The sequence below is a fragment of the Mangrovimonas sp. CR14 genome, assembly GCF_011764015.1.
Classification (GTDB): domain Bacteria; phylum Bacteroidota; class Bacteroidia; order Flavobacteriales; family Flavobacteriaceae; genus Mangrovimonas; species Mangrovimonas futianensis.
In genome coordinates, this window is the sequence record NZ_JAAFZY010000008.1 from 20568 (window position 1) to 44693 (window position 24126).

The window sequence follows — 24126 nt, forward strand, 5'->3', positions numbered from 1 at the left end:
ACTGCTCATTTTATTGAGCAGCTCCTAAAGTAAGTATTATTTCTTTAACGTAATTTAAAATTTTGTTATGGGTCTGTAAGATGTCACTCCAAATTTTTGAGCTTCTGCCTTAGCCTTTGGAGCTAAAGCTTTTAAGTTTGCAATCCTGGAATCGGTAGATGGGTGTGTACTTAATATTTCTGGAGGTGATTGTCCGCCACTAGCTCCCATTCTTTCCCATAATCTTGAAGCTTCATCAGGATTGTAACCTGCAATGGCCATGATATATAAACCTATTTTATCAGCCTCTTCTTCATGAGCTCTACTAAATGGTAGCATTCCTCCTACCGTAGAACCTATACCGTAAGCTTGATTGAATAATTCTAAATTTTCATTATCCTGTAAAAAAACATTCAATCCTATAGCTCCTGCCTGTTGTAACATACCAGCACTCATACGTTGTTGGCCATGATTAACCAGCGCATGCGCTACTTCATGCCCCATAATGGCTGCAATAGCTGTTTCGTTTTCGGCTATTGGAAGAATACCGGTATAGAATGCTATTTTACCACCGGGCATACACCATGCATTGACAACATCAGATTGTATTAAATTATACTCCCAACGATAATCCTTCAAGTAGCCTTGGTAGCCTAAAGCATTTAACCATCTTTCAGATGCCGTTGCAATTCTTTCTCCTACTCGTTTGATCATTTCAGCTTCAGAAGTACCTTTTACCACTTTACTTTCTGATAACACTTGATTATACTGTTGAAAAGAAGCTGGAAAAATTTGATCGTTTGCAACAAATGCCATCGTCTGTTTCCCAGTAAATGGATTTGTGGCACAAGATAAAAACAATAGCAACCCACCAAAGGCTACTATCTTATTTTTAATATTCATAGTTAATGGTTTTGTGTTTTACTAAATTTACGAAAAAACCTACCTTTTGGATGGATATTAACAAAATTGTCACACTTTGAAGTTATTCCTTACCCGAAAGATCCAACTCTGTAAAACTCTCATCCACCACTATGGTTTGACAACCATTAACTTTAAGATGTTCCAATGGCTTTGATTCATTATCCAATTCAATATTGGTAATTTCAAAAGGCAAACCGTGAATTTGAATTTTGAACTTCTTATATTCTGTTTCAAAGGAACCTTCCTTGTGCTGTTGAATAATCAACTGGTTATCTCTTCCCGTCAATTTAAATGTTCTAAGACAAAAGCGTCCTTTCGTGTAATCATACCCATCATGTGAATCATCAAAAAATTGACTATCCTCTTTTCCTTTTTTATAATACACATCTAAGACCACTTCATCAATCACTTTTTCTCCCACATACTGTTGTACTGGATACTTTGGAACAATAGCTCCTTCTTTTATAAAAATAGGCATGCTATCAATATCTGCATCTACCCACATTTCCTTACCTCCACGTACAACGGTATCAGTCCAGAAGTTATACCATTTACCTCTTGGTAAATACATTCTTCTACCTTTTGCATTAGGTTCTAAAATAGGACAGCCTAAAATATGTTCTCCAAAAACAAACTCATCTGTTCTATAATGAGTGTGCGAATCTTCTTGATCAAACATAACTAAAGACTTCACCATAGGTGTTCCTTTTTCTACATAATGCCAAAAAGTGGTATAGAAATAAGGTAATAATTGGTAACGTAGTTCAATAAATTTCTTTACTATCTCGGTCACATCCTCATCAAAAGTCCATGGCTCTTGATCTCCATGATGTCCTGAAGAATGGACTCTAAAAAATGGATGAAAAACACCCAATTGAATCCATCTAGCAAAGAGTTCGCCATGTGGTTGTTCAGCAAATCCCCCTATATCACTACCGGCGAACGAAAATCCTGACATGGCCATACGTTGCACTTGGATATTGGCCACCCATAAGTGTTCCCAATTAGCCACATTGTCACCTGTCCAAGTTGACGTATATCGTTGTGTTCCTGAATAAGCTGCTCTAGTAATTACAAATGGACGCTTTGGATAAGAAAATTTCTTTAATCCTTGATAGGTCGCCCTTGCCATTTGCATACCGTAAATATTATGTGCTTTTCTATGACTGCATCTGTTACCTTCATAATCATGTCTTACATCATCTGGAAAGGTTTTATTAGGCACTTCCATAACAGCGGGTTCGTTCATATCATTCCAAACCCCTTTAATTCCGATATCCTCAATGAGTTCTTTGAACAAACCGGACCACCATTCTCTAACTTCTGGATTTGTGAAATCTGGAAAATAACACTCTCCTGGCCAAACTTTCCCTTTCATGTATGGTCCATCGGCACGCTTGCAGAAGTAATCATTCTCCAATCCTTCCTGATATACCCAATAATCTTTATCTACTTTTATTCCCGGATCGATGATGGCAACCGTCTTGAATCCTTCTTTTTCCAATTCTTTCACCATTCGTTTTGGATCAGGGAAATAGTCCTTGTTCCAAGTAAAACAACGGAAACCTTCCATATAATCGATATCCAAGTAAATGGCATCACAAGGAATTTGAAGTTCTCTAAACTTTGAAGTAATTTCCTTAACCTTACTTTCTGGGTAATAGCTCCATTTACATTGATGGAATCCTAAAGCCCATAAAGGTGGTAATTGGTGTGGCTTTCCAGTTAAATCAGTATAGGCTTCTACTACGTCCGTCATTTTAGGTCCGTAGAAAAAGTAATAATTCATTTCACCGCCCTGTGCCCAAAAGCTTGTCACATTGCGTCTTTCCTGAGCAAAATCAAAATAGGAACGGAACGTATTGTCAAAAAATACGCCGTATGCCTTTTTATTGATTAACCCCGTGTAAAACGGAATTGCTTTATAAATGGGATCGGTATCTTTTCCGAAGGCATAAGAATCTGTAACCCAGTTCTCATAGCGTCTTCCTTTCAGATTAAGGTGGTTGGGCTTATCACCCAATCCAAAATAACTTTCCCCTTCCTGGGAAACTTTACTCATTTTTACAATATCACCACCAAACTCATAACTTTCTTCCCAGTGGAAACCTAATTCATCTTGATTGATTAAGGTTTGGTCCTTGCTATCATAAAGTTCGACCTTAAGATTGGCCTTGGACACTTTACAAATAAGTTTTGAGGTGGTAATAATATAACTGTTTTCTGCCTCTTCAATTTCCAATTGGTTGTAACCAGTACTTGCATATTTGGTGATGGCATATGAAAAATCTGGAGAAAAGATTCCAGTAGTTGAATATCTAAATCTTAAAACACTGTCCCTTAGTATTTGAATTTGAAGTGCGACATCATTTTCAGTAGTAAATACCAAGGTATCAACATCTTTAGTATAAGAAACTATTTTAGAGGGAAACGTATTTCCTTTTTGCTCTAACTCTGTATTAATAATCATAACCTGACATTGATTAAATAAAAATATTGTAAAAGAAAACAATTGCTGTCATAAAAAAAACTGCTTATGTAGAAACATATGCAGTTTTTATTAACTATAACGTTTGAAACAAGTTAATTATCATTTTTCATATTTAAAAGCTACCATGGACAAGGGCGGTAAATCAATCACAACAGAATATTTCCGAAAATGCCATGATTTGGCTGAAACCGACTTTGTCGGATTTTTATAGTTTCCTGTTCCGCTATATTTTTCCAAATCACTATTAAAAACTTCTTTGATTTTTCCAGTTTTTGAAAGACCTATTCGATACTTTTCCCTTGGTACAGGGGTTAAATTACACACCACAATGACATCTTCCTTTTTGTTCTCCCCTTTTCTTATAAAAGATAAAACAGAATTTTCATGATCATTGTAATCAATCCATTCAAAACCATCTTGAATAAATTGCGTTTTATAAAGTGCTGGTTCTTGCTTGTAAAAAATATTCAAGTCTTTTATCAATAATTGAACACCTTTATGGACTTTATAATCCAATAAATGCCAATCCAAACTCGATTGAAAATCCCATTCATCATATTGACCAAATTCATCTCCTTGAAACATCAACTTGGTTCCTGGATGGGCAAACATATAACTATATAGTAGTCTTAAATTGGCAAACCGTTGCCATTCATCACCTGGCATTCTACCTATTATAGAGCGCTTTCCATGCACAACTTCATCATGAGATAAAGGCAACATGAAATTCTCTGTAAAGGCATAAGTCATGGAAAAAGTAATATCATCCTGATGATATTTTCTATGAACCGGTGCTTTTGCAAAATATTCCAAAGTATCGTGCATCCAGCCCATCATCCATTTCATTCCAAATCCCAATCCTCCTAAAAAAACTGGTTTTGAAACTCCTGGATAAGCCGTAGATTCTTCGGCTATCGTTTGAACATCTGGAAAAGAGGCATATACTTCTTTATTTAGATCTTCAAGAAATGAAATAGCATCCAAATTTTCATTGCCACCAAATTCATTCGGTTCCCATTCACCATCTTCTCTACTATAATCAAGATAAAGCATAGAAGCAACAGCATCAACCCTTAGGCCATCAACGTGATATTGATCCAACCAAAATATGGCATTACTAATCAAAAAGGATCTGACTTCATTTCTACTATAATTAAAGATCAAACTTTTCCAATCAGGGTGGTACCCTTTTCTTTTATCTGGGTGTTCATAAACACAGGTTCCATCAAAATTTCCTAAACCATGTGCGTCCTCTGGAAAATGAGAAGGCACCCAATCTAGGATAATACCAATACCCTCTTGATGTAGTTTATCAACTAAAAATTTAAATTCTTCTGGGTACCCAAAACGGGACGTTGGTGCAAAATACCCCGTAATTTGATATCCCCAACTGGGATCAAAAGGATATTCCATAACCGGCATCAACTCAACATGTGTAAAGTTCAAATCTTTCACATAAGCAACCAACTCGTCAGCCAACTCAAAATAGGAAAGTGAACGGTCTTCTTCTACCCTTTTTTTCCAGGATCCCAAATGCACCTCATAAACTGAAAATGGCGATTCTAAAGAATTATGATTCTTTCGACTTTTCATCCACTTGGCATCTTTCCATTTATAAGAATCTTCCCAAATAACGGATGCAGTACTTGGTGGATGCTCACATCTTCTGGCATAAGGATCGGCTTTCTCAGTAATGATTCCGTTATGGTTACTGTGAATTTTGTATTTGTAAAGGTTTCCTTTTCCTATTCCGGGAATAAAACCTTCCCAAATACCACTACCATCCCAACGAACCATTAATTCATACTCACCATCCTTCCAAAAATTGAAATCGCCAACAACAGATACCTTTTTTGCTCCAGGAGCCCAAACCGCAAAATATGTTCCTTCTATTCCTTTGACCTCAGTAATATGGGATCCCATTTTCTCATAAAGTCTGTAATGTTTTCCAGCTTTAAAAAGATTGATATCAAACTCTGTAAATAAACTAAAGGGAGTTACTTTTGCCATATTATCCAATTACTGTTCCAGAAGGTATCACTACTCCTTTTTTAAGAACCACTATTCCATCCTTGATTACATATAAATCTGATTCACCATCTTCCAAATGTGGACCTCCATTAATGGTCACATTATCCCCTATCCTGCAATTCTTTTCAACGATGGTATTATTTATATTACAATTTTCACCTATACCGGCTAAAATTTCAATATGCTTTCTTTCTATTTCTTCTAAAGACTCATAAAAGTCTGTACCCATCATGTAAGTTTTGGTTACCACGGAACCTTTTCCTATTCTAGATCTAATCCCAATGACTGAAGAAGTGATTTGTTTGGCATGTATGATACAACCTTCACCTATAACTGCCTTATCTAAATGTGTTCCGGCAATTTTGGAGGTTGGTAAAATACGTGCTCTGGTATAAATTCTTTGGTCGATATCATATAAGTTGAACTTAGGAATATCATCCGTTAAACCGATATTGGCCTCAAAAAAGGAATCGATATTCCCAATGTCTGTCCAATAGCCTTCAAATTGATAGCTACAAACCTTCTTATTTCCAATAGCTTGCGGAATAATTTCCTTTCCAAAATCAACGGTTGATGGGTCATTCATTAAATCGACCAGCAATTGTCTGTTAAATACATAAATCCCCATACTTCCAAGATAATGTCTTCCCTCAGCTTCCATTTCTGGACCCGTTGGTGACGTCCAATCCGGTAATAAATCACTGGTTGGCTTTTCTGTAAAAGAGGTTATATTATTCTCCTCGTCTGTTTTCAAGATTCCAAAACCGGGGGCATCTTTAGCATTCACTGGAACAGTACCAATAGTAATATCGGCCCCAGTGCTGATATGTTGTTCAATCATTAAATTGTAATCCATATGATACAATTGATCTCCAGACAAAATCAAAAAGTAATCAAACTTATGTTTGGCAAAGTGATGCATACCTTGACGTACTGCATCAGCAGTTCCTTGATACCATGTTTTATTCTCTGGTGTTTGTTCCGCTGCCAAAACATCGACAAATGCCGAACTAAAAAAACTGAAGTGATAGGTGTTTTTGATATGTCTATTAAGAGAGGCCGAATTGAACTGGGTCAATACATACATCCTTTTAATATCAGAATTGATACAATTGGAAATTGGAATGTCTACCAAACGGTATTTTCCTGCAATTGGCACTGCTGGTTTGGATCGACTATCTGTAAGCGGGTATAACCTTGTTCCTTGACCTCCGCCTAAAATGACGGATAATACTTTCTCATTGATCATAATAGCTTGTTAATTTAAAGATTTATATAATTTCAAATATTTTTTGGCTGATGCATTCCATGAATGGTCAATGTCCATCATGACTTTTTTAACCTTTTTAAAAGCGGTTGTTTTCTTATAAAACTGGGTAGCTCTTTCTATGGAGAAGACGATATCATGAACCGATGTTTCATTGTGGCAAATACCAAAACCACCATCACCAATATCAATAACAGTATCTTTTAAACCTCCAACCCTTCTCACAATTGGAACCGTTCCATACCTAAGGGCATATAATTGATTTAATCCACATGGCTCTACCCGAGATGGCATCAACAAGAAATCTGCACCAGCATAAATGATATGGGATAACTTTTCGTCATATCCTATAAAGGCATTATAACTCCCAGCATATTTATTTTTTAAATTATCTAATTGTTCCTCTATTTCCTTGTGACCAGATCCTAACACCAAAACATTAATATCGTTAGATTCTAAACCTATTTCAATAGCTTGAGGTAACAAATCTGCTCCTTTTTCACCTACTAATCGACCTATGAAAGCAAACAATGGTTTTTCATTATCCAATCCAAATTCTTTACAAAGCCAATCTTTATTTTCTTGTCTGCCCACATGCACGTTCCTTGCGGAATAATTTTTGACTATAAATTCATCTGTTTCGGGATTCCAGACTTCATCGTCTATACCATTTAAAATACCTACACATTTGTCTTTTTCATCACTTAAAAGACTTTCCAATCCGTTAGCAGCATGTTGTAATTCTTCCATATAACTGGGAGAAACAGTGGTAACTGCCCAAGCACATTTAATACCTGCCGCCAAAGGATTAATTACTCCGCCCCAATCCAACAAACCAACCTTTTCAAAATCAAAAGGAGGAATATAACTCACTTTATCGTGAGAAAACCAACCTTGATATTGTGCATTGTGGATTGTCAAAACAACTGGAATATCTTTTAGGTTTTTATATTTCAAAGATTCTTGAAGCATAAATGGGACCAACCCTGTATGATGGTCATGGCAATGTATGATGGAAGGCTGTTTATTCAACGTTAACAACCAATCTAAAAAGGCAATTTGAAAAGCTAAAAATCGATCTGTATCATCATAGGAGTAGACAAAATCCTTGTAGAGTAAATCTGGAACATCTATGAAGAACACATCTATATCCAAAACATCTGTGTCTTGTAATTTCAAAACACTAAATGAATGATTTATTCCTCCTAACAATAATTCCGAATCATAGATGCTCTCAAAATGATTTGAATTAGTAAACTTATTCTCATAGAAGGGCATAATTACCGAACTTTCAACTCCTTGGTTTTTTTGATATTTAGGTAAAGCCCCAACCACATCTGCAAGACCTCCTATTTTAGCAATAGGGTAACACTCGGCACTTACATGTAATACTTTCATTTTAAGCAAATTGGAATTAATTAAGGAATAAATTAAAAATGGTTAGAACTATCAAATTGGTATGTTTTATCCACTTTTTTTACAGATTTTAAAATTTAAACTGAATGAACATTATAAATTTAATAAATTATGTGGTTAATAAGAAGTTATTTCCGATTAATTAAACTTAAAATCTACGTTAGGTATTTCCTACATATACGACCAAACAGGCAAACCATAAACCTCATGAAATATTTACCTTTTTTATTAGCTATTTTTATTTTTACCAATTGTCAATCTCAAGAACGTAAAACCATGACCGAAAAACCAAACTATACCGTTCAAAAAACAGATACAGAATGGAAAAATGAGCTAACTGATGAACAATACTATATTTTAAGGCAAAAAGGAACCGAGCGTCCTAATACAGGAAAATATAACCTTCATTTTGAAAATGGCACCTATTATTGCGCTGGATGTTCCCAAAAGTTATTTGAAAGTGATAGTAAGTTTGAGTCTCATTGCGGCTGGCCAAGTTTTGATAAAGCCATCAAAGATGCTATTGTTTATAAAGAAGACCGAACTCATGGGATGGTGAGAACAGAAATACTCTGTTCACAGTGTGGCGGACATTTGGGGCATGTGTTTAATGATGGCCCAACAGATACCGGTTTGCGCTATTGTGTTAATTCTGGAAGTTTGGATTTTGAAAATGGAACCAAAGAATAAAAAAAGCCTTCTTTTTTAGAAGGCTTTTTTATCTATTATTTTTAAACTTATTCCTTCATTGAACTCAAAGTGTAGTAACCTGATTCCCTAGTGATTTTTCCATCATCGTTAAAATAGTGGATAAAGAAAATAGGAATTTTATATTTTTTCCCATCAGACTTGCGTTTGATTCTAAAATCCCACCAAGATTGAACAAGTTTGGATTTACCTATCTCATATTCCAAGTAATCTGGATAACCGCGCATATCCATTCCCTCAATATCATAAGCCTTTAAGAATTCATTAAAATGCTCTTTTTCATCTTTTGTAGTTCTAAATTCACCCTCTTTCATGTCTAAACTGGTAAATCGGGCATCATCAGTAAAATAGCTAAAACCTTTATCAACATCACCATTCTCCAAGGCACCTACCATTTTACGAACGGTATTGATATTCTCATGTTGGTTGTAAATCGTTCCGTTTGTTCTCGGGTTAAAAGCTTCCCTGTTTTTCATCCAAACAGAATTATCATCATAAGTAATCAACATCTGAATCTTGTTGTTATCATCCATTTTATACAAGCGATGAACAGGCATATTCAATTTAACTCCCGTTTCTTTATCCATGCCTTTTAACATATCCCACGTTTGTACCCATAGACCAGATTCATCCTTTTTATATTCTAAGGCATCTGGATAAGCACCGGGGAAACGTTCTAAACTCATGTAATCCGTGTATTTCTGCCAACCCTTGATCGAATTTAAAAATTGGTCTCTCGTTCTTCCCTCATAGTCGGGGTTTGAATTAAAACCATCATACATTTTAAAATCACTAGTTAGATAAGAAGCCACTTTGGCACTGTCACCAGCAACAAAGGCTTGTTGCATTTCTTCGACCACGCTTATAGCAGGATGCTGGTCGTAAATAGTTCCGTTTTTTTTCATTTGGGGATACATAACCATGGTGAAGATCATCACCATTGGAAGGATAATTTTTTTCATCGAATAAAATTTTAGTTAGTATCTCCCTATAAAGTTAACCAAAAAACATTGTAAGTCAGAATTTTACAACAAATTTTTCAATCCCGATACTTCCTTTTTTTAAAAGGTCTGATAATTAATCGCGCCTCCCTATCAAATCGAATGTAATTATATACCCAGTTTACGAAGACCACTACCCGATTTCTAAACCCTATTAAAGCATATAAATGAACTAACATCCAAACGAACCACGCAAAAACCCCTTGAAACTTCCAATGTTTTAAATCTACTACGGCTTTGTTTCTACCTATAGTTGCCATAGCCCCCTTATCCTTATAGACAAATGGTTTTAGAGGTTTCCTTTCAAGCAACCGTGAGATATTCTCTCCCAATTGCTTTCCCTGCTGAATGGCCGGTTGAGCCATCATAGGCAAACCTTGCGGAAAATCTTCCGTTTCCATACATGCTACATCCCCAACAGCAAAGATATTTTCAACACCTTTTACCTGATTGTAGGCATCTACTAAAATTCTATTGCCTCTATTTACAAAGTCCTCACTATCCAATCCTTTTATTGACGCCCCTTTCACACCTGCTGCCCAAACCAGTGTGGCAGCCTCAAAAGAAACATCTGTATTGGTAGTGACCAATTGGCCATCATAACCCGTCACGCGTAAATTTTTCCAGACATTGACTCCCAAATCTTCTAAAAATTCTTCAGCTTTTTCAGAAGCTTTTTCACTCATTTCCTTAAGCACCCGATCACCCGATTGAATTAAATTAATCTGAGCCATTCTTGTGTCCAAATCTGGATAATCTTTTGGAAGAATCCCTTTCTTAATCTCTGCTAAAGCCCCAGCTAATTCCACACCTGTTGGACCTGCGCCAACGATGACAAAATTCATCAGTTTATTACGTTCATTTAAATCGGAAGTCAACAAGGCATCTTCAAAATTCTCCAACATTAAACTTCGTAAGTTTAGAGACTGCGGAATGGATTTCATAGCCATCGCATGAGTTTCCAAAGCTTGGTTACCAAAGAAATTGGTTTCTGAACCTGAGGCAATAACTAAATAATCATACTTTAAGCTCCCTATGTCGGTAAAGATTTTTTTTGCTTGCACATCTATTTCTTCCACATGAGCCAGTCGAAAAAGAATATTAGGGTAATTTTTTAATACTTTCCTAAGGGGATAAGCTATAGAATCTGGCTCTAATCCACCGGTAGAAACTTGATAAAGTAAGGGTTGAAATGTGTGATAATTATGCTTATCCAGCATAACAACTTGGGCCTCCTTACCCGCTAACTTCTTAGCTAAACTTAAACCGGCAAATCCGCCGCCAATAATCACGATCCGGGGATAACTCAATCGAGGTATATTCATAGATGATGGCTTTCCTAACAAAGGTATCATTTTTTTAAATGGTAAATTCCTTTTTAGCTTTAGGTTTCGTACCTTCGTAGCTTCTAAAAATGACAAAATAATTTCTCATGAGTAAATACGATATTATTGTTCTAGGTAGTGGTCCTGGAGGTTACGTTACTGCCATTAGAGCATCACAATTAGGGTTTAAAACAGCCATTGTAGAAAAAGAAAACTTAGGAGGGGTATGTTTGAATTGGGGATGTATTCCTACCAAAGCCTTGTTGAAGTCAGCACAAGTTTTTGAATATTTAAAACATGCTGGAGACTATGGTCTTTCCGTATCAGAATATGATAAGGATTTTGATGCTGTTGTGAAGCGTAGCCGAGGGGTTGCTGAAGGTATGAGCAAAGGTGTTCAATTCTTAATGAAGAAGAACAAAATAGACGTTATTGAAGGATTTGGGAAGCTAAAACCAGGTAAAAAAATAGACGTTGATGGTACTGAATATAGTGCTGATCATATTATAATTGCTACTGGTGCACGTTCTCGTGAACTTCCTAGCTTACCACAAGATGGAGAAAAAGTAATAGGTTACCGTGAGGCTATGAGTTTAAAAACACAGCCTAAGAAAATGATTGTGGTAGGTTCTGGAGCCATTGGAGTGGAATTTGCTTATTTCTACAATTCTATGGGGACTGAGGTTACCATCGTTGAGTTTATGCCGAACGTAGTTCCTGTGGAAGATGAGGAAGTGTCTAAACAATTGGAAAGAAGCTTCAAGAAAAATGGTATCAAAATCATGACTTCTGCCGAAGTTACTAAAGTGGATACTTCTGGAGACGGTGTGAAAGCTACCGTTAAAACCAAAAAAGGAGAAGAAGTTTTAGAAGCTGACGTGGTACTTTCTGCAGTTGGAATCAAAACAAACATTGAAAACATAGGATTAGAAGATGTCGGGATTGTTGTTGACCGCGACAAGATTCTAGTTAACGATTTCTATCAAACCAATATTCCTGGATATTATGCCATTGGAGATGTGACTCCAGGACAGGCATTGGCGCACGTTGCCTCCGCTGAAGGAATTCTTTGTGTTGAAAAAATTAAAGGGATGCACGTTGAGGCTTTAGACTACGGTAACATTCCTGGTTGTACCTATTGTGCCCCTGAAATTGCATCAGTAGGTTTAACTGAAAAAGCTGCCAAAGAAAAAGGATATGAAATTAAGGTGGGTAAATTTCCTTTCTCTGCTTCTGGAAAAGCAAAAGCTGGTGGAAACAGTGATGGATTTGTAAAAGTGATTTTTGATGCCAAATATGGCGAATGGTTAGGATGCCACATGATTGGAGCTGGCGTTACAGATATGATTGCAGAAGCCGTTTTAGGTAGAAAACTGGAAACTACTGGACACGAAGTATTAAAAGCTGTCCACCCTCACCCAACCATGAGTGAAGCGGTTATGGAAGCTGTTGCAGCTGCTTATGACGAAGTGATTCACTTGTAAATGAAATATAATTTGCATTTAATTATAAAATAATTTTAAAAAGCCCCATTTAGGGGCTTTTTTAGTTTTAAATCAACACATTACATGAGACCTACCTTTTTTGTTTTCGCAATTGCTTTACTATTTATTTGTTGCAAATCCTCACACATCCAAAGCAAAAAATTGGTCAATAAACCTAAATTACCACCTGCAACCTATTGTGAGGATGATGTTAAGCTGAATGATCAAAATAAAAATGATTTTAATAATTTATTAAGTTTAGATAACCTGGCTTTCTCTACGGCATATACTCTTATCTATAATCCAACTGATTCCATTCAAAAAGATTCACTGAGATTCAAAATTGCTCATTGGACTACAGACCTAATAAAACAGGAGTGGCCAGATTTACCAAAAATCGAAAATCATAATTTGTTAAGTAAAACCTATAATCAAGTTATGTTTGCCACCAGCCCATTGAAATTCTACAACAAAAGGAAGGTTTCATCAGATCTTATGGTTGAGGGCCAGTTCCAAAATCTCTTTATAGAAATTATATTTTATTCAAAGAATCAATCCAACAACACGTCTGTAAAAATTTTTGTATTTGACACAAAAAATAACTTGAGGTATCTAGACCAAATGAATTATTCATGTGATGTCAGGGATTTTGCATCCCTGGAAAAGGTTTTGTCTTATGGATTACAGAAATTAAGAACCAAATTTTAGCTAAAAAAGCTTTGAATAGCCAATTCATAGCTTTGCAATCCAAAACCAACAATGACACCTTTAGCGTTGGGAGAGATAAAAGAAACGTGTCTAAATTCTTCTCGGTCAAAAGTATTGGAAATATGTACTTCAACTACAGGTGTTTCTATTGCGGCTACTGCATCCCCAATACCTACTGACGTATGGGTAAAAGCTGCAGCATTTAAAACAATGCCATCGTAAACACCATCAAAACCTGCTTCCTGAATTTGACTAATAAGTTCGCCTTCAATATTGGACTGAAAATGATCAATTTGCAAGTTGGCATACTTTTCCCTTAATTCTTCAAGAAAGTCGGTAAAACTTAGGCTACCATATATTTTGGGCTCTCTTTTCCCTAAAAGATTTAAGTTGGGCCCATTGATGATCATTATTCTTTTCATAATATAAATGTATAAAAAAAGCTAGAGTTTTCACTCTAGCTTCAAAATTGAGATATATTACTTAGACTATAAAGTCACTATAAGTCCGAAGTTTGCTGAAACTCTAAAATTGGTAATGCTGTCTTCAAGAACATCATTCTTGTCCATATTCACAAATCCTTTGTAGCCTTGTATGTCCACAAACCATTGCATAAACTGGCCTAAAGAGAACATACGACCTACTCCAACACCAAATCCAAAATCTACTGGTGCTATGTCGTCGTTAATATTAATTAATTCATCGTTGGGTCCTCTGCATTCGGCATTAGCCAAAAAGCCAATAGAAGGACCAAAATTGACATACCATTGTCTTTCCCATCCTAAATGGACATTGGCATTAAGAGGTATGGTAATGAAACTTAACTTGTCGGTATAACCGTCTTTGGTCTTGGCTCCCATAGGTTCAAAGGTTAAACCAGTACGTCCGCTCCAGTTGTCACTAAAGTAATATTCAGCTATAACGCCAAAATGGATGGAATTTCTTGTTTTGTAATCGCCTCCACTGTAGGAACTCATATTGAATCCTGCTGTGGGTGCTAGTGTTATATCCCTATATTCTGGTTGTGCCATGAGGGAGAAATAACATAAAAAAGCTAAGATTGGGGCAACTTTTTTCATGAATAAATAGGTTTTTAAGTGTCAGCAAATATAGAGAGATTTTCGACAAAAACAATATTTTATCGATTTTTTTTGCATTACAACGAATTTAATATTACAATATGTGAATATTTTCTGTCAATTTAAAATTGATTCAATACTCGATTAAGGACAAATTACTCAAAACAAGCTATTTATATCCCCTAAACTAAAAAGCAAAAAAAAAAACCGAAGCTTTTGCCTCGGTTTTCTCAATATGATTATTTAATCATTAGAACATGAAACCAACAGATACTTGGATGACACTGTTTTTGATTTCAAAATCATCTGAATCTTCTGCATCATTCACATTTACAAATCCAGCATTGTATCTAGCACTAAATTCTAAACCATTAGTCATTCTATATCCTAATCCAATATGTCCACCAAGATCTATAGGTAGTACATCATCTTTAATATCTTCATCACCAGACCCTGAATCAGTATTATCAAAACCACCACCAGATACAGACTCTGTAAACTCATACTCACTTTTTGCCGATGCTAAAATACCAACTTGGGGTCCTGCACTTGCATAAAAACCGTTTACGATATAATACTTGAAGCTAAATGGGATATTAATGTAATCCAAACGGATATTTTCTTCTGCTTCATATCTATAAGTTACACCATTAAAAGTTTCAGATTCAGAATCACTGTACTTAGTTCCCTGTCTTGAATACAAAAGTTCTGCTTGTACAGCCATTTTCTCGTTAAATTTAAATTCTGCTGCTCCACCAACATGAAATCCAACTTGCATGTCATTATCTTCAATATCTCCAGTTAAAGTAGCGAAGTTCACACCTGCTTTAGGGCCAAAGCTAAACTCCTGCGCATTGATAGATGTACATCCTATTGTTGCAACACATGCCGCGAAAAATAATTTTCTCATAATAAAATAATTGTTAATAGTAATTAATATAAATAGTTAATAAAATTCATGAAAAAATCCAGACCCAAAGGACCTGGATTGTAGATTAGGGAAGTATCAATTAATATGATTAAAATTCTATTAAGACCCCAGCATTTAAACTACTAAATTTGTAATCTAAGCCGTGAACTTCAGAAAGTTTATATTCTGCAGTATACATGTCATAAGCCAAGAAAACCTCAATAACATTAGCAATATCAATCCCTATCACCGGTTTAGCAAAAAAACCGCCATCTGTGTTATCAGATAAACCAAAAGCATATCCTACATCAGCACCAGCATAAAAGGTACTAGCCAAAGTAAAACGCGCTGCAGCAGTTACTGGTAGATAAGATATGTTATCAAAATGAAAATCGCTGGACTGAAATGTGTAATCATCTTCAGAGTCCTTTCTGAAAAAATTTCTATAACCTACGTTGGCCCCAATATTAAAAAAAGAGTCTGCCTCTAAAAAATAGACATAAAAATCTGCTCCAACAGCAAAATTTGAAACATCACTGGCATCTCCAAGAGGAATTCCAACATTAGCACCTAATTTAAACACTTGCGCTTGAGTCGATGTATATCCTAATAAGGATAAAATGGTAATGAATAATAGCTTTTTCATGTTGTTATAATTAAGATTATAATGTGAAAATAATCATTTTTTTATAGTTATTAACATATTATACCACCGTTTTCAACAGGTTTATTCACAATTAACCCTAACCCACTGAAACTCTGAGGCTGTAGGAATAACTTACAAAACGGCAGTTTTGATCTATTGGTCATTCAAAATGGAAGGTTTATTTTAGTGGCATGAAATGGGAAGCAGCCTTAAAAGATTACCGCCTTTATTTAAAGATAGAACGCGGACTTTCTGAAAATTCCATTGACAATTATTGTCTGGACGTTGAAAAACTTATTTTATTTTTAGAAAATAGGTCCCTTTCTATTTCTCCTCTTTCCATTGAGAAGGATATTATTCAGGAGTTTATTTATACCATTGCCAAAGAGCTTCATGCGCGCTCCCAAGCGAGAATCATCTCAGGTCTAAGAAGTTTTTTTGGGTATTTGGTGTTTGAGGATTACCGAAAAGACAATCCGTTGGATCTCATAGATTCTCCTAGAATAGGTCGAAAACTACCCGACACTCTATCTGAAAACGATATTGATTTATTGATTCAAGCCATCGATTTAAGTAAACCAGAAGGGGAACGCAATCGCGCCATATTGGAAACGCTATATAGTTGTGGTTTGCGTGTAAGTGAATTAACCAATTTAAAACTATCAGATCTCTATTTTGAAGAAGGCTTTATTAAGGTCACTGGGAAAGGCGATAAACAGCGGTTTGTACCTATAGTGCCTTCTACCCAAAAATACATCCATATTTATCAATCAGAAATCAGGAATCATTTGAACATTCAAAAAGGTCATGAGGACACCTTATTTCTAAATAGACGAGGAAAACAATTGACCCGAGCCATGATTTTTACCATTATCAAACAGCTATCGGAGAAAATAGGTTTAAATAAAACCATTTCACCTCATACCTTTCGACATTCATTTGCAACTCATTTGCTTGAAAATGGTGCCGATTTAAGATCCATTCAGCAACTTTTGGGTCATGAAAGCATCACAACAACTGAAATTTATATGCACGTTGAGAAAAGCCATTTAAAAGACGTGGTCAATAACTTTCATCCCAGAAAATAAAAAATCCGATGTTTCCATCGGATTTCCTTTAATCTATTTAGCGATATTCACCGCTCTTGTTTCCCGAATTACGGTCACCTTAACCTGACCTGGATAGGTCATATCGGTTTGAATTTTTTGTGAGATATTGAATGACAGATCCGCTGCATTTTGATCGTTTACTTTATCACTTTCTACAATCACGCGAAGCTCACGACCTGCTTGAATAGCATATGCTTTTTTCACACCTTGGAATCCGAAAGCGATATCTTCTAAGTCTTTCAACCTTTGGATATAGCTATCAAGTACTTGACGACGTGCACCTGGTCTTGCTCCCGAAATGGCATCACAGACCTGGATAATTGGAGCTAGTAATGATTTCATTTCTATTTCGTCATGGTGCGCACCAATCGCATTACAAACATCATCCTTTTCACCAAATTTTTCGGCCCATTGCATTCCTAAGATAGCGTGAGGGGTTTCCATGTCCGCTTCCGTGTCTGGAACTTTTCCTATATCGTGAAGCAATCCAGCACGTTTGGCCAACTTAGGATTTAATCCCAATTCAGCAGCCATAACGCCACACAATTTTGCTACTTCTCTAGAGTGCTGTAATAAGTTTTGGCCATATGAAGAGCGGTATTTCATTCTACCTACCATTTTCACCAATTCTGGATGCAGGTTATGAATTCCTAAATCGATAACGGTACGCTTACCAACCTCAATTATTTCTTGATCTATTTGCTTACGTGTTTTCTTAACGATCTCTTCAATTCTAGCTGGGTGAATACGTCCGTCGGTCACCAATTTATGCAATGATAAACGAGCTACTTCACGTCTTACAGAGTCAAAACAAGATAAGATAATTGCCTCTGGTGTATCATCCACGATAATCTCTACCCCTGTAGCTGCCTCAATAGCGCGAATGTTTCTACCTTCACGACCAATGATTCGCCCTTTTACGTCATCAGACTCTATGTTAAAAACAGAAACACAGTTATCCACTGCTTCCTCGGTTCCGATACGCTGAATGGTATTAATGATGATTTTCTTGGCTTCCTGTTGGGCCGTCATCTTGGCTTCTTCCATGGCATTTTGAACATAACTCAATGCCTCATTTTTAGCCTCACCTTTAAGAGATTCCACCAATTGTTCTTTGGCTTCTTCAGCTGATAAGCTAGAAATTACTTCAAGCTGTTGTACTTGGCTTTTATGTAATTTATCTAATTCATCTTGCTTTCGGTCTAAAATTTCCAACTTGTGATTGTAATCTTTCACCTTTTGCTCCAAAGAATCATTTAATTTTTTGTTTTTGGAAAGCTCACTAGATACTTGAGATTCTTTATCTCTTGTACGCTTTTCGGCATCAGCCATCTTCTTGTCTCGAGACATGATTACTTTTTCATGCTCAGACTTTAATTCAATAAACTTCTCCTTTGCTTGAAGTATTTTATCTTTTTTTATTGACTCTCCTTCTGATTGAGCCTCTTTTACAATTGATTCAGCCGATTTTTTGGCTTCGTTAATGAGTTTTGATGCAGCTTTCTTTTCTATCATTTTAGCAATGATAAAACCAATAACCACTCCTAAAACTACGCCTCCTACAATTAATATAATTGCGTTATTATCCATGTTTAGTTTAGTTAATTATATATATAAAAAAAGCCTACACTAGTTTGACGTTTTTATAAACTCCTTAAAAACAAGTTTAGGGCTAACAAGCTGATCAAGTATCTGTTCAAAGACAGCACGCTTTTACAACTTAAACTCACCCTTTTTAAAGAATTAATGTTGAGTTTACCAAAAAAAATAACTAATGTAGGCAGTAACCTTTTTATTTTTAAGAACGTTAAGAGCTGTGATCTTCAAGCAATTGATTTAAAGCTATTAACTTATCCTCCACTTGCTCACTTATCACATTTTTATCTATAGTTTTCTGCTCCGCCTGTGAGGCAAACTGTAAGGCACACATGGCCAAAACATCTTGTTTATCTCTAACGGAATAACTTTGCTCAAATTGTCTAATCATGGCCTCAATTTTTTTTGATGCCTTACGTAGACCTTCTTCCTGACTTGGATGAATAGTCAACGGATATACTCTGTTTGCTATCGAAAGCTTGATTTTTAGCTTATCATCCGCCATGAAATCCGTTTTTTGACATTATTCGGACAACTGTGCTATACAATGGTCAATTTCCCGAATCAATGAATTTATTTTGAGCTTGGTCTCTCTTTTATTATTGTCACTACCAAGCATTGTATTAGCTACTTTTAAAGCTTCGTATTTTTCTTTCCAAGAAGTAATTTCATTCTCCTTTTCTTGAAGCTCTAAGCGAGATGATTGAAGCTGATGTTCCAATTTTTGATTGTTCTCCTTTAGCACTTCCATTCTATTTAAAACCTTATTAATTCTGGTTTCTAAAGTGCTGACAATCTCTTCAATCTTGCTCATTGGCTAACGCAATACTATTAAGACAAAGTTAATATACCTTACTATAAATAACAATTGTTTTTAAATAAAATTGTGAAGAACCTATCTCAATAGACTTTATTATGGCCTTCAAGCGTTTAGTGTTTTGACAAGTGACCTCAAATTAATAATTTTAACGACAATTAAAATTTTATGAAATATACCCTAGCCTTATTCCTACTTTGTTCTCCCTTATTGAAAGCTCAAAATATCTATCCCCAGGATTATTTTCAAAGTCCTCTGGATATAACCCTCGTGATGGCCGGCACGTTTGCTGAATTGCGCTCCAATCATTTCCATTCAGGAATAGATATTAAGACACAACAAGTAGAGGGTCTTAAGATTTATGCAGCGGCTGACGGATATATTAGTCGAATCAAAATTGCCCATTTTGGATATGGCAAAGCTATTTATATTACGCATCCCAATGGATATACCACAGTGTATGCCCATTTGCAAAGATTGAGTCCCACTCTAGAAGCTTACATTAAAAAACTGCAGTATGAACAAGAAAGTTATGAAGTGGAGGTTTTCCCCAATCCTGATGAGTTAATAGTTTCTAAAGGAGAGGTCGTTGCCTACAGTGGTAATACAGGAAGTTCTGGTGGCCCGCACCTTCATTTCGAAATTCGTGATAATGCGGAGCGCCCTATTAACCCTATGTTATTTGGACTGGACATCAAAGACACGACTCCCCCTTTCATTAAAAATGTTTATGCCTACCCAATTGGACCAGATTCCCATATTAACAAATCCAACGAAAAGCAAAAATTGCGTTTAATTCGACAACCAAACAATGATTATGTAGTGGAAAATGTAGAAGCCTATGGGAAAATTGGATTTGCCATTGAAGCAAATGATAGACAAGATTTGGCTTATAACAATAACGGCCTATACAATATCCAAACCTTTCTGAATGGAAATCAAAAGATTGAAATTGATTTTCACAAATTTTCGTTTGATGAATCAAGCCATATCAATCGTTTCATTGATTATGAGCAATATATCAATGAAAAACACCGACTACAAAAACTATATAGGGACACAAACAACCCCTTGAGCATTTATAAAAATTTGGATGATGAAGGTTATTTACAAATTCAAGATAGCACGTCTTCCATTTATAAGGTCAAAGTTTCCGATTATAAGAACAATAATACTTGGCTTACAATCAACATCAAAGGAAAAAAATACGATACGATTAAAAAAGAGGAACCTTTCAAATCCAATTACTTTATATACGCTAATAAAACCAATGAATTGGTGCATGACAAAGTAGCTGTAGAATTTCCTTCCAACACCTTTTATGAGGATTTTTACATGGATTTTGCCCAAACCAATGATACCATTAAACTGCATGATGAATCTATTGCAGCCCAAAAATATTTTACAATCACCTATGATCTCAGTCATTACAAACCAGAGGATTTAGGGCAGCTTTACATTGGCCGTTTGGTAGGCTACTACAAACGTCCTTATTATAGCTCCACAAAAAAAGAGGGTCACATACTTTCTACACGAACCAAAACGTTAGGTATTTATGCCTTAGCGAAAGATACAGTGGATCCTACCATCAAGCCCATCAATTTTTCAGATGGAAAATGGGTAAGCAACTTTAGGTATTTAAAATTAAAAATTGAGGATAAGGAATCTGGAATTTCTAAATACCGAGCTACGGTAAATGGGAAATTTATTTTAATGGAATACGAATATAAAGATGACATGTTAACCTTTGATTTTAATGATAATGTCATCACAGAAACCGAAAACAATTTAAAAGTCATCGTAACGGATAATGTCGGAAATAGTAGTACATTTGAAGCTACATTTTATAGAAAATAAACCAACTATTGAAATCACTAATCTGCTATTTAGGTCTTATTCTATTAGTTCCTGTTTTAGGTTTTTCTCAACAAGGTATACTTAAAGGAATCATCCTAGACGAAAAGAATGCCCCAGTTGAAGATGTCAACATTCAAGCGGGTGATGTAGGAACGACCACCAATGAAAATGGTTTTTTTATTTTAAAAATTCCGGCAAACAAAGAGATAACGGTTCAATTTACACACATTGCGTTCCAGAAAATTTCGGCCACTTTTAAGTTGGAAAGTGGTGAATCCATGGAATTCAATCCGGTCATGAATGCCTCAACCGAGCAAATTTCAACTGTGGTCATTACTGGTAGAAAACGAAAGGATGTACAAGGGATAGTCACTTTAGAACCAGAAACAATTCGTTTAATACCGGGAGCCAATCCAGGTGTTGAAAACATCTTGCAAACCTTACCCGGAGTAAGCAGCAACAACGAATTAAGCACTCAGTATTCGGTACGCGGAGGTAACTTTGATGAGAATTTGGTCTATGTCAACGGCATTCAAGTGTATCGTCCATTTTTGATTCGTTCAGGGCAACAAGAAGGCTTGAGCTTTGTGAATACCGATATGGTTCATAATGTCGATTTCTCCGCCGGTGGATTTCAGGCTAAATATGGGGATAAATTATCTTCGGTATTAGACATTACTTACAGACAACCCACGGAATTTGGTATCACAACCGATTTGAGTCTTTTAGGAGGAAGTTTGACTGCTGAAGGCATTTCAAAAGATTCCAAGTTTCAAGCCATTGCAGGAGTGCGATATCGTGACAACAGTTTATTGGTGGACGCGAAGGAAACCGAAACCAATTACCATCCGGTATTTGTAGATTTCCAAACCTATCTCACCTATAGTTTTTCAGATAAGTTTCAGTTGAGTTTTTTAGGAAACGCCTCTTTAAACAAATATGATTATGAACCCTTGACCAGACAAACCAATTTTGGAACCCTGGAAAACCCCATGGCTCTTTTGGTTTTTTATGAAGGCCAAGAGAAAGACCAATACCAAACACTGTTTGGTGCTTTAAAGGGAACCTACCAATTAAATGATCAGGTAACGCTGGAGCTTATTGCTTCCAAATATCACACTACAGAGGAAGAATATTTTGACATTTTGGCTCAATACCGTCTAGGGGAAGTAAACACCAATATTGGAGATGAAGATTTAGGTGAAGTTCAATTTAGCGAAGGAATTGGCGGACAATTGACTCACGGAAGAAACGACTTAGATGCCCTTATTGCCAACCTAGAGCACAAAGGAAGCTATGAAAAAGAAAACAACCATTTTGAATGGTCCTTTAAGTATACAAAGGAAGATATTAGAGATCGTTTGGTAGAATGGGAAGTTATTGATTCTGCTGGTTTTTCAATCAATCCCCCAAGTAGTGATGCTTTCAATGACCAACCTTATACACCTTATGAAGGCCCCTTGGAAGCTTACAGTAATGTGAGATCTAGAAACAATACAACTATAGATAGACTGCAAGCTTATTTGCAATATAGTCGCAGAACCAAAATAGGCACACATGATGTTTGGTTTAATATTGGAGGCCGTGTTCACAACTGGACGGTAGATGGAGATAATTTGGAAAAAAACACTCAAACCGTAATAAGTCCGAGAGCACAGTTTGCCATAAAACCAGATTGGAATAAAGACATGCTATTTCGATTAGGAACTGGTTTATATTACCAACCGCCATTTTACCGAGAACTAAGAGATTCAACTGGGATGGTTCAACCCGATGTCAAAGCACAAAAGTCTTTACATGTCGTTTTAGGAAATGAATACAGTTTCAATATGTGGGAACGCCCTTTTAAACTGACCACCGAAGCCTATTACAAACATCTTACAGATGTAAACCCTTACACCATTGAAAATGTTAGGATACGCTATAGAGCAAAAAACCATGCAACCGCTTATGCTTATGGATTGGATCTAAGATTAAATGGTGAATTTGTCCCCGGAACAGAATCTTGGTTTAGCTTTGGCTACCTAAAAACCGAAGAAAACATAGACAACCGCGGGTATATTTCTAGACCTACAGACCAGCGCCTAAAATTTGCAGCTCTCTTCCAAGATTATGTGCCTGTACTTCCAAAAATGAAGATGTATTTGAATTTGGTTTACAATACAGGGCTTCCTGGTGGTTCTCCAAGCTACGCAGACCCATATGTTTATCAAACCCGACTGCCTGATTATAAAAGAGCTGATTTAGGACTATCCTACGTATTAGTAGAACGTAATGAGACCTTTGATAAGGGTTGGAAAAAACCATTCAAGTATCTTTCATTAGGTTTTGAAATTTTCAATTTATTTGACGTTCAAAATTCCATTACCAATACTTGGGTAAGAGATGTATATAGTAAGAGACAGTACGCCATACCAAACTACCTCACCCCAAGAGTTTTTAACGTGAGACTATCAGCCAAATTATAATCTCTTGATTTTGCTATTTTTCTTATCTTAGAGTATTAGTATAAATAATACACCTATGATCTGGAAGACCGTAAAAAAGGCGCACAATGAATCTGAATTATTGGTTTTGAAAAGCCGATTGGAATCAGAAGGAATTCCTTGTTTTTTAAGAAATCAATTTACAACCCAAGTGATGAATTACATGCCCACCTTCTTGGTGGAACTTCAGGTACCGGAAACAGATTATGCCATGGCCATGGAAATAATGGACGAGATAGAAACACATTAGTTTTCATTTGTCTATTAATTTTCAATTTCAATTTGAAAATAT

The 24126-nt window shown here is 36.0% G+C and carries 21 protein-coding genes and 1 other RNA gene; 7 read left to right on the top strand and 15 right to left on the bottom strand.

The window, feature by feature from the left end:
• Positions 1–54 precede the first annotated feature (54 nt).
• The 5 genes from GZ212_RS14540 to GZ212_RS14560 form a co-directional block, all read right to left on the bottom strand.
• Positions 55–882 carry a M48 family metallopeptidase gene (locus tag GZ212_RS14540; protein ID WP_166961808.1) on the bottom strand — a complete coding sequence of 276 codons (828 nt, stop codon included), beginning with the start codon at positions 880–882 and terminating at the stop codon, positions 55–57.
• An 82-nt stretch (positions 883–964) separates the two neighbouring features.
• Complete coding sequence (locus tag GZ212_RS14545) at positions 965–3373, bottom strand: glycoside hydrolase family 31 protein (RefSeq protein ID WP_166961811.1); 2409 nt, start codon at positions 3371–3373, stop codon at positions 965–967.
• Positions 3374–3493: 120 nt separating this feature from the next.
• A complete protein-coding gene (gene glgB / locus GZ212_RS14550; RefSeq protein ID WP_166961814.1) occupies positions 3494–5404 on the bottom strand; it encodes a 1,4-alpha-glucan branching protein GlgB in 1911 nt (636 codons plus the stop codon).
• A 1-nt stretch (position 5405) separates the two neighbouring features.
• On the bottom strand, positions 5406–6674 hold the full coding sequence (locus GZ212_RS14555) for a glucose-1-phosphate adenylyltransferase (RefSeq protein WP_166961818.1): 1269 nt from the start codon (positions 6672–6674) through the stop codon (positions 5406–5408).
• A 9-nt stretch (positions 6675–6683) separates the two neighbouring features.
• On the bottom strand, positions 6684–8090 hold the full coding sequence (locus tag GZ212_RS14560) for a glycogen synthase (RefSeq protein WP_166961821.1): 1407 nt from the start codon (positions 8088–8090) through the stop codon (positions 6684–6686).
• Between the two features lie 294 nt (positions 8091–8384).
• On the opposite strand from GZ212_RS14560, the gene msrB reads away from it, so the two are divergent.
• Entirely contained in the window at positions 8385–8798 is a 414-nt protein-coding gene (gene msrB / locus GZ212_RS14565) for a peptide-methionine (R)-S-oxide reductase MsrB (RefSeq protein ID WP_240923830.1), read from the top strand.
• Positions 8799–8845: 47 nt separating this feature from the next.
• Here msrB and GZ212_RS14570 read toward each other — a convergent pair whose 3' ends face one another.
• Both GZ212_RS14570 and GZ212_RS14575 read right to left on the bottom strand, forming a co-directional pair.
• Positions 8846–9778 (bottom strand): nuclear transport factor 2 family protein, encoded by a 933-nt coding sequence (locus GZ212_RS14570; RefSeq protein ID WP_166961827.1) that lies wholly within the window; start codon positions 9776–9778, stop codon positions 8846–8848.
• 77 nt (positions 9779–9855) lie between these two features.
• The gene (locus GZ212_RS14575; RefSeq protein WP_166962038.1) at positions 9856–11142 is read right to left on the bottom strand and encodes an NAD(P)/FAD-dependent oxidoreductase; all 1287 of its coding nucleotides are present in this window, start codon (positions 11140–11142) and stop codon (positions 9856–9858) included.
• A 107-nt stretch (positions 11143–11249) separates the two neighbouring features.
• Between GZ212_RS14575 and lpdA the strand changes: the two genes are divergently transcribed.
• Together lpdA and GZ212_RS14585 are read left to right on the top strand one after the other, a co-directional pair.
• Complete coding sequence (lpdA, locus tag GZ212_RS14580) at positions 11250–12626, top strand: dihydrolipoyl dehydrogenase (RefSeq protein ID WP_053970035.1); 1377 nt, start codon at positions 11250–11252, stop codon at positions 12624–12626.
• Positions 12627–12710: 84 nt separating this feature from the next.
• Positions 12711–13334: a hypothetical protein gene (locus GZ212_RS14585; protein WP_166961830.1), complete on the top strand. Its 624-nt coding sequence runs from the start codon at positions 12711–12713 to the stop codon at positions 13332–13334.
• On the opposite strand, the gene aroQ is transcribed toward GZ212_RS14585, so the two are convergent.
• The 4 genes from aroQ to GZ212_RS14605 form a co-directional block, all read right to left on the bottom strand.
• A complete protein-coding gene (aroQ, locus tag GZ212_RS14590; RefSeq protein WP_166961832.1) occupies positions 13331–13756 on the bottom strand; it encodes a type II 3-dehydroquinate dehydratase in 426 nt (141 codons plus the stop codon). The two genes, GZ212_RS14585 and aroQ, sit on opposite strands and share 4 nt — an antisense overlap.
• Positions 13757–13822: 66 nt before the next feature.
• Entirely contained in the window at positions 13823–14413 is a 591-nt protein-coding gene (locus GZ212_RS14595; protein WP_166961835.1) for a porin family protein, read from the bottom strand.
• A gap of 250 nt (positions 14414–14663) precedes the next feature.
• A complete protein-coding gene (locus GZ212_RS14600) occupies positions 14664–15323 on the bottom strand; it encodes a porin family protein (protein WP_166961838.1) in 660 nt (219 codons plus the stop codon).
• A 109-nt stretch (positions 15324–15432) separates the two neighbouring features.
• Positions 15433–15969: a hypothetical protein gene (locus tag GZ212_RS14605; protein ID WP_166961841.1), complete on the bottom strand. Its 537-nt coding sequence runs from the start codon at positions 15967–15969 to the stop codon at positions 15433–15435.
• A gap of 191 nt (positions 15970–16160) precedes the next feature.
• Between GZ212_RS14605 and xerD the strand changes: the two genes are divergently transcribed.
• Entirely contained in the window at positions 16161–17057 is an 897-nt protein-coding gene (xerD, locus tag GZ212_RS14610) for a site-specific tyrosine recombinase XerD (RefSeq protein ID WP_166961844.1), read from the top strand.
• Positions 17058–17090: 33 nt separating this feature from the next.
• Here xerD and rny read toward each other — a convergent pair whose 3' ends face one another.
• From rny to GZ212_RS14630, 4 genes are all read right to left on the bottom strand, one after another.
• Positions 17091–18668, bottom strand: a complete 1578-nt coding sequence (gene rny, locus GZ212_RS14615; protein WP_166961847.1) for a ribonuclease Y — start codon at positions 18666–18668, stop codon at positions 17091–17093.
• Positions 18669–18725: 57 nt separating this feature from the next.
• Positions 18726–18833: non-coding RNA, 6S RNA (gene ssrS / locus GZ212_RS14620), on the bottom strand.
• Positions 18834–18885: 52 nt separating this feature from the next.
• A complete protein-coding gene (locus GZ212_RS14625; RefSeq protein ID WP_166961850.1) occupies positions 18886–19179 on the bottom strand; it encodes a cell division protein ZapA in 294 nt (97 codons plus the stop codon).
• 18 nt (positions 19180–19197) lie between these two features.
• Entirely contained in the window at positions 19198–19488 is a 291-nt protein-coding gene (locus GZ212_RS14630; protein ID WP_053970044.1) for a hypothetical protein, read from the bottom strand.
• A gap of 171 nt (positions 19489–19659) precedes the next feature.
• On the opposite strand from GZ212_RS14630, the gene GZ212_RS14635 reads away from it, so the two are divergent.
• The 3 genes from GZ212_RS14635 to GZ212_RS14645 are packed head-to-tail and all read left to right on the top strand — an operon-like array spanning position 19660 to position 24084.
• Positions 19660–21348: a M23 family metallopeptidase gene (locus GZ212_RS14635; protein WP_166961853.1), complete on the top strand. Its 1689-nt coding sequence runs from the start codon at positions 19660–19662 to the stop codon at positions 21346–21348.
• Between the two features lie 8 nt (positions 21349–21356).
• A complete protein-coding gene (locus GZ212_RS14640) occupies positions 21357–23816 on the top strand; it encodes a carboxypeptidase-like regulatory domain-containing protein (protein WP_166961857.1) in 2460 nt (819 codons plus the stop codon).
• A 55-nt stretch (positions 23817–23871) separates the two neighbouring features.
• Positions 23872–24084 (top strand): DUF2007 domain-containing protein, encoded by a 213-nt coding sequence (locus tag GZ212_RS14645; RefSeq protein ID WP_166961859.1) that lies wholly within the window; start codon positions 23872–23874, stop codon positions 24082–24084.
• Positions 24085–24126: the final 42 nt, after the last annotated feature.

Coding starts and splice junctions, on each gene's coding strand:
- GZ212_RS14570 (WP_166961827.1), bottom strand. CDS start 9,778: ATGAAAAAAATTATCCTTCCAATGGTGATGATCTTCACCATGGTTATG.
- glgB (WP_166961814.1), bottom strand. CDS start 5,404: ATGGCAAAAGTAACTCCCTTTAGTTTATTTACAGAGTTTGATATCAAT.
- rny (WP_166961847.1), bottom strand. CDS start 18,668: ATGGATAATAACGCAATTATATTAATTGTAGGAGGCGTAGTTTTAGGA.
- GZ212_RS14605 (WP_166961841.1), bottom strand. CDS start 15,969: ATGAAAAAGCTATTATTCATTACCATTTTATCCTTATTAGGATATACA.
- xerD (WP_166961844.1), top strand. CDS start 16,161: ATGAAATGGGAAGCAGCCTTAAAAGATTACCGCCTTTATTTAAAGATA.
- GZ212_RS14545 (WP_166961811.1), bottom strand. CDS start 3,373: ATGATTATTAATACAGAGTTAGAGCAAAAAGGAAATACGTTTCCCTCT.
- GZ212_RS14625 (WP_166961850.1), bottom strand. CDS start 19,179: ATGGCGGATGATAAGCTAAAAATCAAGCTTTCGATAGCAAACAGAGTA.
- GZ212_RS14540 (WP_166961808.1), bottom strand. CDS start 882: ATGAATATTAAAAATAAGATAGTAGCCTTTGGTGGGTTGCTATTGTTT.
- lpdA (WP_053970035.1), top strand. CDS start 11,250: ATGAGTAAATACGATATTATTGTTCTAGGTAGTGGTCCTGGAGGTTAC.
- GZ212_RS14555 (WP_166961818.1), bottom strand. CDS start 6,674: ATGATCAATGAGAAAGTATTATCCGTCATTTTAGGCGGAGGTCAAGGA.
- GZ212_RS14600 (WP_166961838.1), bottom strand. CDS start 15,323: ATGAGAAAATTATTTTTCGCGGCATGTGTTGCAACAATAGGATGTACA.
- GZ212_RS14560 (WP_166961821.1), bottom strand. CDS start 8,090: ATGAAAGTATTACATGTAAGTGCCGAGTGTTACCCTATTGCTAAAATA.
- aroQ (WP_166961832.1), bottom strand. CDS start 13,756: ATGAAAAGAATAATGATCATCAATGGGCCCAACTTAAATCTTTTAGGG.
- GZ212_RS14635 (WP_166961853.1), top strand. CDS start 19,660: ATGAAATATACCCTAGCCTTATTCCTACTTTGTTCTCCCTTATTGAAA.
- GZ212_RS14585 (WP_166961830.1), top strand. CDS start 12,711: ATGAGACCTACCTTTTTTGTTTTCGCAATTGCTTTACTATTTATTTGT.
- GZ212_RS14630 (WP_053970044.1), bottom strand. CDS start 19,488: ATGAGCAAGATTGAAGAGATTGTCAGCACTTTAGAAACCAGAATTAAT.
- msrB (WP_240923830.1), top strand. CDS start 8,385: ATGACCGAAAAACCAAACTATACCGTTCAAAAAACAGATACAGAATGG.
- GZ212_RS14575 (WP_166962038.1), bottom strand. CDS start 11,142: ATGAATATACCTCGATTGAGTTATCCCCGGATCGTGATTATTGGCGGC.
- GZ212_RS14595 (WP_166961835.1), bottom strand. CDS start 14,413: ATGAAAAAAGTTGCCCCAATCTTAGCTTTTTTATGTTATTTCTCCCTC.
- GZ212_RS14645 (WP_166961859.1), top strand. CDS start 23,872: ATGATCTGGAAGACCGTAAAAAAGGCGCACAATGAATCTGAATTATTG.